This window comes from Nocardiopsis nanhaiensis, from assembly GCF_054778635.1.
The window spans coordinates 18,485-31,672 of sequence record NZ_BAAGZJ010000023.1; the positions used below are offsets into that span (position 1 = coordinate 18,485).

11 protein-coding genes are annotated in these 13,188 nt (G+C 68.3%); 5 read left to right on the forward strand and 6 right to left on the reverse strand.

What is annotated here, in order from left to right:
• Positions 1-14: 14 nt before the first annotated feature.
• Positions 15-938: a TatD family hydrolase gene (locus tag ACYVD1_RS13275; RefSeq protein WP_460771899.1), complete on the reverse strand. Its 924-nt coding sequence runs from the start codon at positions 936-938 to the stop codon at positions 15-17.
• A gap of 75 nt (positions 939-1,013) precedes the next feature.
• Positions 1,014-2,831, reverse strand: coding sequence for a methionine--tRNA ligase (gene metG, locus ACYVD1_RS13280; RefSeq protein WP_460771901.1), 1,818 nt, complete (start codon positions 2,829-2,831; stop codon positions 1,014-1,016).
• A 253-nt stretch (positions 2,832-3,084) separates the two neighbouring features.
• On the opposite strand from metG, the gene ACYVD1_RS13285 reads away from it, so the two are divergent.
• Entirely contained in the window at positions 3,085-3,549 is a 465-nt protein-coding gene (locus tag ACYVD1_RS13285; protein ID WP_460771903.1) for a hypothetical protein, read from the forward strand.
• Between the two features lie 121 nt (positions 3,550-3,670).
• Complete coding sequence (gene secD, locus ACYVD1_RS13290) at positions 3,671-6,388, forward strand: protein translocase subunit SecD (protein WP_460771904.1); 2,718 nt, start codon at positions 3,671-3,673, stop codon at positions 6,386-6,388.
• A gap of 92 nt (positions 6,389-6,480) precedes the next feature.
• Here the strand turns inward: secD and ACYVD1_RS13295 are convergent, their stop codons facing one another.
• A complete protein-coding gene (locus tag ACYVD1_RS13295) occupies positions 6,481-7,146 on the reverse strand; it encodes an AIM24 family protein (RefSeq protein ID WP_460771905.1) in 666 nt (221 codons plus the stop codon).
• A gap of 67 nt (positions 7,147-7,213) precedes the next feature.
• Positions 7,214-8,092: a 16S rRNA (cytidine(1402)-2'-O)-methyltransferase gene (gene rsmI / locus ACYVD1_RS13300; protein ID WP_460771906.1), complete on the reverse strand. Its 879-nt coding sequence runs from the start codon at positions 8,090-8,092 to the stop codon at positions 7,214-7,216.
• Between the two features lie 107 nt (positions 8,093-8,199).
• Between rsmI and ACYVD1_RS13305 the strand changes: the two genes are divergently transcribed.
• The 3 genes from ACYVD1_RS13305 (at position 8,200) to ACYVD1_RS13315 (ending at position 10,831) form a co-directional block, all read left to right on the forward strand.
• Entirely contained in the window at positions 8,200-9,837 is a 1,638-nt protein-coding gene (locus ACYVD1_RS13305) for a dolichyl-phosphate-mannose--protein mannosyltransferase (protein ID WP_460771907.1), read from the forward strand.
• A 320-nt stretch (positions 9,838-10,157) separates the two neighbouring features.
• Positions 10,158-10,361, forward strand: a complete 204-nt coding sequence (locus ACYVD1_RS13310) for a cold-shock protein (RefSeq protein ID WP_017603347.1) — start codon at positions 10,158-10,160, stop codon at positions 10,359-10,361.
• Between the two features lie 161 nt (positions 10,362-10,522).
• Positions 10,523-10,831, forward strand: a complete 309-nt coding sequence (locus ACYVD1_RS13315; RefSeq protein ID WP_460771908.1) for a sec-independent translocase — start codon at positions 10,523-10,525, stop codon at positions 10,829-10,831.
• A 49-nt stretch (positions 10,832-10,880) separates the two neighbouring features.
• Here the strand turns inward: ACYVD1_RS13315 and ACYVD1_RS13320 are convergent, their stop codons facing one another.
• Together ACYVD1_RS13320 and ACYVD1_RS13325 are read right to left on the reverse strand one after the other, a co-directional pair.
• Positions 10,881-11,435 (reverse strand): hypothetical protein, encoded by a 555-nt coding sequence (locus ACYVD1_RS13320; protein WP_460771909.1) that lies wholly within the window; start codon positions 11,433-11,435, stop codon positions 10,881-10,883.
• An 827-nt stretch (positions 11,436-12,262) separates the two neighbouring features.
• Complete coding sequence (locus ACYVD1_RS13325; RefSeq protein WP_460771910.1) at positions 12,263-12,934, reverse strand: TetR/AcrR family transcriptional regulator; 672 nt, start codon at positions 12,932-12,934, stop codon at positions 12,263-12,265.
• Between the last annotated feature and the right edge of the window lie 254 nt (positions 12,935-13,188).

A 13,188-nucleotide genomic window follows, 5' to 3' on the forward strand; every position in this document is an offset into this window, starting at 1 on the left:
TGCCCACTTCCCGGTCAGTAGCCGAAGGCCCGCCGGGCGTTGTCCGCGACGATCCCGGCCAGCTCGTCCTCGTCCATGCCCTTGGTCTCGGCGAGCGCGCGCAGGGTGAGCGGAACGAGGTACGGGGCGTTGGGGCGCCCCCGGTACGGCTTGGGGGTGAGGAAGGGCGCGTCGGTCTCCACCAGGACCAGGTCGGCCGGGGCCACCCGGGCGGCTTCCCGCAGTGACTCGGCGGTGGCGAAGGTGACGTTGCCCGCGAAACTCATGAAGTAGCCGTTCTCAGCGCACACCTTGGCCATGGCGGCGTCGCCTGAGAAGCAGTGGAAGACCACGCGCTCCGGCGCCCCCTCCTCGTCGAGGACCCGCAGAACGTCGTCATGGGCCTCGCGGTCGTGGATCATGAGCGCCTTGCCATGGCGCTTGGCCATGGCGATGTGGCGGCGGAAGGACTCCTCCTGGGCGAGGGCGCCCTCGGGGCCGGTGCGGAAGGTGTCCATGCCGGTCTCCCCCACCGCGACGACTTCCGGCAGACCCGCCAGCCCGTCGATCTCGGCGAGTTCGGCCTCCAAGGCCTCGATTCCGCCAGCGGGGCGGGCCTTCTCGGTCCAGTCGGTGTCGTCGGCCTCCACGCCCTCAGCACCGTCGCCGTGGACGATGCGCGGGGCCTCGTTGGGGTGCAGGGCCACCGCGGCCCACACCTTCCCGGGGTACTCGCGTGCGGTCTCGACCGCCCAGCGCGACGAGGGGAGGTCCACGCCCACCTGCACCAGCGGGGTCACACCGACCGACTCCGCCGCCGCGACGATCTCCGCCACCTCGGGTGTCTGCATGTCCATGTGGGTGTGGCTGTCCGCCACCGGCACACGCAGACCCTCGGGTACCGGAGGCGGCGTCTGCGCGTTGCGCTCCTTGACCGCCTTACCGCTGCGCTTGCCCATGGTGACTCTTCCTCCGTGCGGAAACCGCCGACGGGCAGGTGAGCCCGTCGGCGGGACGATTCGTGTTCTGCGGTGCTATTCGGCGTCGCCCGCCAGGCGGGCCAGCTCCTCGTCGACCACCGACGGGTCGAGCTTGGTGAACAACGGCTGCGGACGGCTCAGCGGCGTGCCCGGGACGATCGGCGCCGACTCCCAGCGGGCCGCGTTGCCGGCGTAGTCACCGGTGATGACCGGGTAGTCCACCGGCTCACCGGAACCGCCGATGGTGTCGTGGCCGGACTCGATGCGGGGCATGCCCGTCCAGGTCCCGGTGCCGCCGAGCATCGCGTGAACCTTGTTGGCCGACTCCGGAAGGAACGGCGTCAGGAGGCAGTTGGCGTCGCTGACCAGCTGCAGGGACACGTGCAGGACGGTCGCCATCCGCTCGGGGTCGGTCTTCTTGAGCGCCCACGGTTCCTGGTCGGAGATGTACTTGTTGGCCTCGGCGACCGTGCGCATGGCCTCCTGGAGCGCCGCCTTGAACTGCGACCTCTCCAGCCGGGCGCCGACGGTGCCGAAGGCCTCCCGCGACGCCTCCAGGACCGCGCGGTCCACCTCGGTCAGGTCGCCGGCGGCGGGGATCTCGCCGAGGTTCTTGGCCGCCATGGAGATGGAGCGGTTGACCAGGTTGCCCCAGGCCGCCACCAGCTCGTCGTTGTTGCGGCGTACGAACTCGGACCAGGTGAAGTCGGTGTCCTGGTTCTCCGGCCCCGCGGCCATAATGTAGTACCGCAGCGCGTCCGCCGAGTAGCGCTCCAGGAAGTCGCGCACGTAGATCACTACGCGGCGCGAGGAGGAGAACTTCTGCCCCTCCATGGTGAGGAACTCGCTGGAGACGACCTCGGTGGGCACCTCGAGCTCGCCGAGCGGGCCGGGGTCGCCGCCCCGGTCGCCCCTACCGCTCGCACCCAGCAGGATCGAGGGCCAGATGACCGAGTGGAAGACGATGTTGTCCTTGCCCATGAAGTAGAAGGACTCGGTCTCGTCCCCCTGCCACCAGCGCCGCCACGCCTCGGGCTCGCCGATCCGCTTGGCCCATTCGATGGACGCGGACAGGTAACCGATCACCGCGTCGAACCACACGTAGATGCGCTTGGCGTCGTTGTCGTTCCACCCGTCCAGCGGGATCGGGACACCCCAGTTGAGGTCGCGGGTGACCGCGCGCGGCTGCAAGTCCTCCACGAGGTTCAGCGAGAACTTGAGGACGTTCGGGCGCCACGCCCCCTCTTTGCCCTTGAGCCACTCGGTGAGGACGTCGGCGAAGGCGGGCAGGTCGAGCATGAAGTGCTCGGTGTCCACGAACTCCGGTGCCTCGCCGTTGATCCGGGAGCGGGGCGCGAGCAGGTCGACCGGGTCGAGCTGGTTGCCGCAGTTGTCGCACTGGTCGCCGCGCGCGCCGTCGTATCCGCAGATGGGGCAGGTGCCCTCGATGTAGCGGTCCGGGAGGGTGCGGCCGGTGGAGGGCGAGCGCGCGCCCTTGGTGGTGCGGGTGAAGACGTAGCCGTTGTCGTAGAGCGTCGTGAAGAGCTGCTGGACGACGGAGTAGTGGTTGCCGGTGGTGGTCCGGGTGAACAGGTCGTAGGAGAGGCCGAGGGCGACCAGGTCCTCGGCGATGATCCGGTTGTAGCGGTCGGCCAGCTCGCGGGCGGTGACGCCCTCTTGGTCGGCCAGCACCTGGATCGGGGTGCCGTGTTCGTCGGTGCCGCTGACCATCAGCACGTTGTTCCCCGACATTCGCTGGAAGCGCGAGAAGACGTCGGAGGGGACCCCGAAGCCGGAGACGTGTCCGATGTGGCGCGGGCCGTTGGTGTAGGGCCAAGCGACCGCGGTCAGGATGTGGCGATTCGACGACATGACTCAAGACTAAAGGTGGCCGGGGGGCGCCGAGCACCCGCTTTCCCGTGCCCGATCCCCGAGCACCGCGGAAACCGCCCTGAACGGGCCCGTTCCCACCCCGCAGGCGCCGGTCGCGGAACCGTTATCCACGGGCGTAGTCGGCGTGATTCCCTGAGGCCGCCGTGTGCCCTTATGCTCGGCTGGAGCAACGCCGTGTGTCACCGGGGCACCGGCCGAAGCGAGCACGACCTTCGAACCCGGTCCTGAGGCGGTGGTCACCACGGTTACCCGTGCCGCACCCCGTCCTGCCCTGCGGACCAGCTCGTTGATCACCAGCGTGGTCCTGCTGGTCATCCTGTCCTTGCCCGTGGCCCCGAACCTGGCCGGGGAGCGGGAGACCGCACCCCTGCCTTCTGAGGGTGTGGTCAACGGCCCTGAGGACAGCGCCGACGGTGAACGCGAGGACTCCGAAGCCCACGAGGCCACGGAGGAAGTGCGTCCCTACCTCGGCTCCCAGACGGTCGCCCTCGGGCCGCCCGCCTCCACCTGCGACCAGCGATCGGTGTTGCGGGACCTGCCCGACGCCGTCCCCTCCTGCGCACTGCGCCTGGCGGTGTGGGACCAACCCTGGTGGCCGCTGCCCCTCCCGCACCACGAACCCGCCGTCGAGCAGGCCGACGCGGAAGGGCTGCCACCCACCCGGGGGCCGCCTCTCACCGCGCTCACCATCGTCTGACCGCACCGGTCGGGCCGCGCCCCGTGCCGCCTTCGGCGCAGGGGCCCGTCCTTCACGCAACCCGCCCGCGACAGCCGGGCGCGCGACCGGCACCCACTATCCGCAGTGAGAGGTTCACCCCTTGTCCAGTCAAACGGGAGCTGGGGCGCGCTGGACACGCGCGCTCATCTCCCTTCTCGTTATCCTCGTCGCGTTCGGCGCGGCGTGGTTTATCCCACCGCGGCTGGGGCTCGACCTCAGCGGCGGTACGCAGATCGTCCTGGAGACACAGGACGGTACCGACGGCACCGAGGCCAACGCGGAGAACACCGACATGGTCGTCGAGGTGCTGCGCCAGCGCATCGACCGCCTGGGTGTCGCCGAAGCCAACATGTCGCGCTCCGGTGAGAACCGGATCGTCGTCGAGCTCCCCGGTGTGCAGGACCCGGCCGAGGCCGCCGAGATCGTCGGCCAGACCGCCCAGTTGTCCTTCCACCCCGTGCTCGGTGTGGGGGATGCGGGCGGTCAGGGCGTCGAAGCGCCCCCCGCCGATTTCGCGGAAGCCCCGCAGGAGGCCGACGAGGCCCGTGCCCCCGCCGACGGCGAGGGCGAGCCGGAACTCCCCGAGGACATGGAGCTCCCCGAAGACGGGGAAGCGCCCGAGATGTCCGAGGAGGAGCTCCAGGAGCTCATGGAGGGCCTTGAGGGCGGCGAACCGGGGATGCCCGGCGAGGAACCGGGGATGCCGGGCGGCGAACCGGGCATGCCGGGCGAGGCTCCGGCCGGGCCTCCGGCGGAGAACCCCGAAGACGTCGCGCTGACGCTGCCCGACGAGGACGGCACGCCCCTCCAGCTGGGAGAGAGCGAGATCCAGGGGGACCGCGTCTCCAGCGCTGAATCCGCGCTGGACAGCGCCACCGGCGCCGGGTGGGTCGTCAACGTCAGTTTCCAGGGCGAAGGCAGTGACCAGTGGCAGGAGCTGACCGGTCAGGCCGCCTGTTACGAGGAGAACGACCCGCGCCGCCGCGTGGCGATCGTCCTGGACGAGCAGATCATCTCCGCTCCTCAGGTGACACCGGAGACCGCGTGCGAGGTCGGTATGGCCGGTGGCCAGACGACCATCAGCGGCCAGGACTTCACCGCGGAGAGCTCCGAGGAACTGGCCGTGCTGATCGAGGGCGGTTCGCTGCCGCTTCCGGTAACCGAGGTGCAGCGCCAGACGGTCGGACCGACCCTCGGTGCCGCCGCCATCCAGGCCAGCGCCATCGCGGCTATCCTGGGTATCGCGTTCACCGCGCTCTACATCACGCTGGTCTACCGCCTCGTCGGTTTCCTGGCCTCGCTCGCGCTGGGCTTCTACACGCTGATCGCCTACGGGGCGCTGGTCGCCTTGGGGGCCACACTCACCCTGCCAGGCCTGGCAGGTTTCGTACTGGCGATCGGTATGGCCATCGATGCCAACGTGCTGATCTTCGAACGAGCGCGTGAGGAATACCAACGACAACAACAGGCCTACGAGGCCAACAAGTCCGCCGGGTTGAAGGACGCGGCCGACGGCGCCGAAGGCGTGTCCGAAACCGGGGCTCTGGCCCGCCGCCGACGGCGGGCGGTGCCACCGAACCTGGAGAAGGGCTTCGTCCAGGGAACCCAGAAGGCCTGGAGCGCGGTTCTCGACACCAACGTCACCACGTTCCTCGCCGCCGGTCTGCTGTTCTTCTTCGCCTCCGGGCAGGTTCAGGGCTTCGGTGTCACGCTGAGCATCGGCACCATCGCCTCGATGCTCTCCGCGCTCATCATCGCCCGCGTGTTCGTCGAGTGGTCCGTGCGCCGCGCGATCATCAAGAAGCACCCCTCTGTCACGGGTATCGACAGGATCGGCCGGGTCCGCGCCTGGCTGGTGAAGAAGGACCCGGACGTCATGCAGTACCGCCGCGTCGGCCTGATGGTCGCCGCCCTGGTGGTGCTCACCGCCATCGCCGCGCCGTTCATCCGGGACACCAACCTGGGCGTCGAGTTCACGGGCGGTCGGGTGATCGAGTACGAGATCACCGGCGAGCAGGACCTGTCGGTGGACGAGGCACGCGACGTCATCTCACAGCTGGACTTCGCGGGGGCGGACACCGCCGTGGTCCAGGAAGCCGGTGACGCCGACATCGCCGTGCGCACCGGTGAGCTCTCGGACCCCGAGGCCGCTACCATCACCGAGGCCCTCGCCGAGGAGACCGGCGGCGTCGAGATGATCAGCGACGAGCTGATCGGGCCGAGCATGGGCGACGAGTTGCGCGACCGGGCACTGATCGCCCTAGGCGCCGCCCTCGCCCTGCAGATGGCGTATCTGGCCTGGCGTTTCCGATGGTCCTTCGGTGTCTCCACCATGCTGTCGCTGGCCTTCAACATGGTGCTCGTCATCGGACTGTTCATCTGGTTGGGCAAGCCCATCGACGGGGTCTTCCTCGCCGCCATCCTGAGTGTCATCGGCTTCACGGTGAACGACACGGTGGTGGTATTCGACAGGGTCCGGGACGAGTGGGCGAGGGATGAGAAATCCTCGTTCACCAAGATCGCCAACCGCGCAGTGATCAACACGCTCCCGCGTACGGTCAACACGACCGTCGGCGCGTGGATCATCCTGGGCTTCCTCACCTTCTTCGGTGGGTCCTCGCTCCAGGACTTCTCGATCGCGATGCTGGTCGGTCTGACCACGGGTGTGGTCTCCACCGTCTTCGTGGCGGTACCGCTCGCCATCTGGTTGCAGAGGTGGGACAAGACGCCCGCCCCGCACGTGATCAGGGAGCGCAAGGCGAAGCAGAAGGTGGCCGCGAAGGCCGCCCGCGACAACGACGACGGGGCCGTGGTCTAAGGACCGTTCCCGCCAGAGCAGGAAAAGGGGCCCCGGTCCGCGCCGCATGCGCGGACCGGGGCCCTCTCCTTCTCACCGGTGGCTCACCGGTGTCAGCCGTACTGGCCCATCGCCGAGGCGCCCTCGGAAGGCTGGACGAGCACGAACCCCTGGCCTTCCAAGGCCAGCTGGAAGGCCTCTCCGCTGCCGCGCCCGATGATGGCCCCGGCCTTGAACGTGCTGCGGATACCCGCGCTCAGGGAGCTGCTCCAGGCGACGGCCGCCTTGGTGTCGACGAAGGTGGGCTGGTCCACCCGGAGGAGAGCGGGCGCACCGTGGCACACGATGGCCACCCGCCCCTGACCGCTGAACACGGTGTTGAACAGCCCGCCCGACACCATCCCACCGATTCCCTGCACCCGTCGGATGTCCCAGTCCAGCGTCGACTCGAAGGCAAGGATGTTTTCACCGTTGACGGTCAGGGAGTCCTCCTCCAGGTCGATCAGGTGCACGTCCCAGGCATTGTGCGCTAGGTAGACGTCACCCTGACCGGAAACCCGCATCAGCGGCAGGCCCTCACCGGTGAAGGACTTCTTGAGGAACCGGCCCACGCTCCCAGAGCCTTGGAAGGAGAAGTCGACATCGCCCTGGTAGGCGGCCATCGAGCCCCGGCGGGCGAAGAACTCCCCGTCCAGGCCCACCCGCAGCATCTTCCGGTTCTGCTGGTGCATCCCCGGTTCCCGGGTCTCCTGCGCCTCCTCGAAAAGCTCACTGCGCATGGTTCGTGTCCTCTCGGTGTGGGGGCAGTGCGGCACCGGGTGTGACCGCTCCGCTGCCGCTTCGGTTCTATGCTTCGGGGGTCACGATCCCGTGAACCAGGTCGTAGACGCGGCGCTTGGGCACACCTGTCTCCTTGGCCACCCGGGTGATCGCCTCCTTGCGGCGCGCGCCCTCGGCCTCGAGCTCGGCCACCGCGGCGACGAGGTCGCTGTCCGTGGTGCGCTCCGCCTTGGGGCCCGCGCCCTCCACGACCACGGAGATCTCACCGCGTACCCCGTCCGCTGCCCACTCGGCGAGCTCGCCGAGACCGCCCCGGCGCACTTCCTCGTAGGTCTTGGTGAGCTCACGGCACACCGCCGCGCGCCGCTCGGCACCGAAGGCCGCGGCCATCGCGTCCAGGGTCGCCGCAATCCGGTGCGGACTCTCGAAGAAGACCATTGTGCGGCGCTCGTCGGCCAGTGCCGCCAGATACCCCTTGAGCCCCTTGCGCGGAGGGAACCCCTCGAAGCAGAATCGGTCGGTGGGTAGTCCGGACACGACCAAGGCGGTGGTCACCGCCGACGGCCCCGGGATCGCCGTCACCGGGATTCCCTCGTCGGCGCAGGCCGCCGCAAGGCGGTAGCCGGGGTCGGAGACCCCGGGCATCCCCGCGTCGGTGACGACCAGGACCTCGTCGCCTAGCCTGAGGTCGGTGAGGAGTTCGTCGCGCCGACGGGTCTCGTTCGCGTCGTAGTAGGAGACGACACGGGCACCGGATTCCCCGCCCAGCCGGATCCCCGCGCGGGAGGCGAACTGCCTCACCCTGCGGGTGTCCTCCGCAGCGATCACGCGCGCGCCCTCCAAAGCGTGCAGCAACCGGGGCGGAGCGTCCTCCAGGTTCCCGATGGGCAACCCGGCCAGGACGAGCTTCCCGACTCGCCGTGTCCCGCCAGCACCCTCAACCACTGTGACCCCCGCCCTGTCGCGCTACGGTTGGCAGTATTACGCCATCCGAAACCTTCGCGGCCCGTCCGATACGGACCTCCATCTCTGACCCCAACCTACGAGCCGAGATGACCAGCACCGCACTTCGCAGCGAGGCAGAGCCCTCGAACCCCCCGGGCACGGCCCAGCCGCCCACCCTCAGAGAACGCTTCGCCCCCCGTCTGCCCAGCCCCTGGTGGCTGGGTTGGCTGGGGGCGTCCGTCGTCGCGCTGTTCGCCGGCGCCCTGAGGTTCTTCAACCTCGGTGAGCCCGCGCGCATCTACTTCGACGAGACCTACTACGCCACGGACGCGCACGCGCTCTGGAACTTCGGGTACGAGCACGAGACGTTGGAGGACTCCGACGACCTGCTGGCCCAGGGCGACCCGAACATCTTCACCGGCGCGGGCGACTTCATCGTGCACCCGCCGGTCGGCAAGTGGATGATCGCGCTCGGCGACTGGCTCTACACGGTCATGCCGTTCGGGTCGGCTATTACCCCGGAGGGCTGGCGGGTGGCCTCCGCCCTGGCCGGTGTGGTCTCGGTCTTCATCCTGGTACGCCTGGCGACACGGATGACCCGGTCGCTCCTGCTCGGCTGCACCGCGGGGCTCCTCCTGGCGCTGGACGGCCTGCACTTCACACTGAGCCGCATCGCCATGGTGGACATCTTCCTCACCTTGTGGCTCCTCGCCGGGTTCGCGTGCCTGGTGGTCGACCGCGACAAGACACGGGAACGGCTGGTCCGGCTCGGGGAGGCCGGGGCCGACCTCACCGCCGTGGGCTGGCTCGGGATGCGCTGGTGGCGCCTGGCCGCGGGGCTGTGCTTCGGGCTGGCGATCGGCACCAAGTGGTCGGCCCTGTTCTTCGTGGCCGCCTTCGGACTGCTCACCGTCGCCTGGGACTACGGAGCCCGGCGCAGCGTCGGGCAGCAGCGCACCTTCGGCCGCTGGCTGGGGTTCGACGCCATCCCGGCCTTCGTGCAGACCGTGGTGGTGGCAGGGGCCGTATACGCGGTCTCGTGGGCGGGCTGGCTCTTCACCCGGGGTGGCTACAACCGGGATTACGCGGACGGTCTGGCGCCCGACTGGCTGCCGAACTTCCTCGCGGCGCCGGTGGAGGCCGTCTGGAGCCTGGTCGACTACCACAGCCGGATGATGACCTTCCACAGCGACCTGACCAGCGACCACTCCTATATCTCAGCCCCCTGGGAGTGGCTGGTCATGCGCACGCCGGTGATGTTCCACTACGACGGCCAGGCCGTCGGGTGCGACACCGGCAACTGCGTCACCTCGGTGGTGTCCATCGGCACCCCGATCGTGTGGTGGGTCAGCATCCTCGCCATCATCGTGATGTTCGGCTGGTGGATCACCTTCCGTGACTGGCGCGCGGGCGCGGTCCTGCTCGCGGTGGCGGCGGGGTGGCTGCCCTGGTTCGCCTACCCCGAGCGCCCGATGTTCCTGTTCTACGCGCTGCCGTTCCTTCCCTTCCTGATCCTGGCGATCGTGCTCATGCTGGGCCTCCTGATGGGCGCGGGCGAGGACAGTCCGCGCTTCGCCCCCTATACGCGAGCGCTGGGCGGCGTTGTCTTCGGCGTGGTGGTCCTGCTGACCATCGCCCACTTCGCCTACCTCTACCCGGTGCTGTCGGCCTATCCGCTGCCGGAGGACATCTGGGGCGACCGGCTCTGGTTCGAGGTGTGGATCTACGGCCGCGACGCCTCCTGAGGTGTTCCGGGGAACGGGCGAAAACCGTTCCCCGGAACTGCTCTCCATTAGTGGGAAAACGGCGGGAACGCAATACTTTGGAGTAGCCGAAACAGGACACTTACGATACACGGATTCCTCGCGGAAAAGCCTCGGCAGGGCAGCACCCTCCCTGGTACTGTCAGCAACTGGTTGCTGTTGTTGTTTCCATGGATGCCCGAGGCGCCCCGCGGAACTTCACGTGGGCGCTCGTCGATTCGGGATTACCCTTCGTCGGTCTGGCGCCCGGCGACCCGGGACCAGCAGGGTGCGGTCCCGCCGTAGTCCCCAAGGGAGAGCACATGGCTCAGGGCACCGTGAAGTGGTTCAACTCTGAGAAGGGTTTCGGGTTCATCGCCGTCGAGGGTGGTCAGCCCGACGTGTTCGTGCACTACTCGGCGATCGCGGGTACCGGCTTCCGGAACCTGGAAGAGGACCAGAAGGTCGAGTTCGACATCATCCAGGGCCCGAAGGGCCCGCAGGCGGCGGACGTTCGCACGGTCTGACCGTCACACGTGCGTTTCCCCAGCCCTCCACTCCCTCCGAGTGGAGGGCTGGTTCTCGTTCGGCGTCGATTCGGCAGCGGACAGGGACACGGTTACCCAACCCGGGCGATACCGGTTAACCTGCTTGAAGCTGGTCAGCACACCAAGAGCGAGGATGGCACATGTTCGGCGTCAGTGGAGCAGAGTTCGTTCTCCTTCTGCTGCTCGCGTTGCTGATCTTCGGCCCCGACCAGCTCCCCAAGGCCGTCCAGCAGGTCGGACGGGTCGTGCGCCAGCTCCGCACCATGGCCAACTCCGCCTCCAACGACATCAAGGAGGGGCTCGGTCCGGAGTACAAGGACTTCGACGTACAAGACCTCAACCCGAAGCGCTTCATCCAGAAGCACTTCTGGGAGGAAGAGGAGACGGAGAAGAAGCCTGCGTCCCGGCTGAACGGCAAGCGCCCTCCCTTCGACGACGAGGCCACCTGAACCGGTCGGGCCGCACCGGACCCGCGGATTCCGGCCCTTCGCGGCGCGGTCAGCCGACGAGCATGAGGAAGAACACCCCCAGGACCAGCAGGATGACCGACCCGATGATGATCGCGGGTGATCCCACGGCCAGGATGAGCAGTTCTACCGACACCGCTCCGCCGAGCGCCGCGGCCAGCCAGGGCCATCGTTGTCTCGGAGCCCAGTCATGGCGGCGCTCGCGCGCCACCGCGATCACGAAGCCCGCCCCGATCAGCACCCAGAACCCCAGGTGGGCGAGGACGCGGACGCCGGGATCGACGTAGTCGGCCATGCCGCCGACGATCATGACATAGAAGACCGTCGCCGTGGCCAGGCGCCAGAACCCCCTGCCCCGCTCGACCCGGATCGCCTTACTCCTGGCCCTGGTCGTACGGCGGAAGCGTTCCGCGGCGAGCGGTGTGGGATCGTCCTCCCCCGGACCGGTACGGCCTTCGGTCGGCCGCTCGTCCAGTTCGGGTGGCGGGGCCGGTGGTTTCGGCAGCGGCGGGCGGGTGTAGCCGCCCTCCGGTTCTGGCTCCTCCGAGTGCTGGTAACCGCCTGGGTACTGAGCGGAGTCGGACACGGATGTTCTGCCCCTTCGCGGGTCGGTCCGGACCCGGAGCGGGCCGGATTCGTACCCGGCCCATACCCGGTGGGGTGATCGGTCAAATCCCGATCCCCCGCGCTGTGCGCCTTTCCGAACGGACCCGTGGATCCCTCCGGCCCCACGGGAAAGGGGTCCGCCCGACGGTGTCGGACGGACCCCATGGACGCCTGAGTTCCCGGAGGAAGCGTCAGGGCTCGCTTGTTACAGCCAGCTCCAGCCGCTGCGCTTTCGCGTGGCCTGCTTGTGCATGGTCATGGCATCTACCCTTCTTTCTGCTTCCAGCCCATCCCGGAACCAAGATGGCCTATCCCAGCGGACTCCACAAGACCCTTCACTGAACATTCGTCATTGCCGGCCCGACGAACATCCAAAGATTGCAGACACGCCACCCGAATAGCCACCGAACTCACTGTCTTCGCAGTTCAGGCAAGCTTCTATTGCTTGACCCAGAACTCACCCTCCCCGATGACCTGCAACAACAAGACCCCCTGAGAGTAAAACCCAAGACTGCCCACATTACCCAGGGTGATAGTTCAGCTATTCTGCACTCACCCTTCGATAACCCCACCGGCGCCGGAGCCCCCGTCGAACTCGGAACGTGTTCCGACGTCACTGACGAGCTACACATAGCCGACACACCGTGAACAACCACCACAGAGGCGACCTTTCATGACCTACCGCCATGAGCGTCGCATTACCCTGCGTAGCTTCACGGAGACTCGGTTTCGCTTGGAAGTCAGCACCAGCGTCCACAGACGAACCAGTTTCGGGCACACACTAAAAGGAGTATGCACCGCGGCCATTCACCTGGGTGCCCCATCCGCGGAACACGCCCCGGGGCCGGGCGGCTTCGGGCCTGAGATCAGGCCGGCTTCGGAGCGGCTATCGGCGGGGCCGAAGAGGAGCCCCGCGCTCCGCCGGGTGATGGTCAGCAGATCGTCGTCCCCGAGCAGGGACCTGACCCCGGAGCTGTCCAGGTTTCCGGTGAGCGCCAGAGTGGCGATGCCGTGCACGATCGACCACCCTGCCACCGTCGCGGCGCCCACGTCGTCCACAGGGCGCCCCTCCACGGCGGCGGACGACGCCCCGGACCGCAGTTCGGCGAAGGCTGCCGCGCGCGCCTCCGAGAGTTCTGTGTCTTCCTCGTCGAGCAGGGTGGGCGCGAACATCACTTGAAAGTGCGCCGGGTAATCAGTGGCGAATCGCACGTACTCGACACCGGACTCCAGGAAGCTGCCGTGCGCCTCCCGGTTGGCCCGCAGACGGTCGGCGAGCTCCCTGAAGCCCTCCGTCGCCAGTGCGTTGAGCACGCCCTCCCGGCCCCCGAAGTGATACCTAGGGGCCGCATGGCTCACGCCGAGGTCCGCCGCGAGCGACCTCAGACTGAAGGCGTAGGGACCTTCACTCTCGATGACCTCCGCGGCTCGCACCAGAACGGCGGCCCGCAGGTTCCCGTGGTGGTATCCGTCTGCCATGACCAGGACTGTACATCGGAGGGTTCCCCGGGCGGCCTCTACCGGTCGCACCAAGAGAAGCCCCGCGGGACCGGACTTCCGCGGCTTTCGACGGTAGGCTGTAGTCCGTGCCGGCCCACCCCGACACAGGGGATAGACGCTTCGCCGGTGACACTCGAGGCTCCGGTCCGGACGACCGCCCGCACCAGGGAACAGCGTCACCCGTCCGACCCGACCAGAGCACACCGAAGGGCCCGCTCGACCGGGCCCTTCGT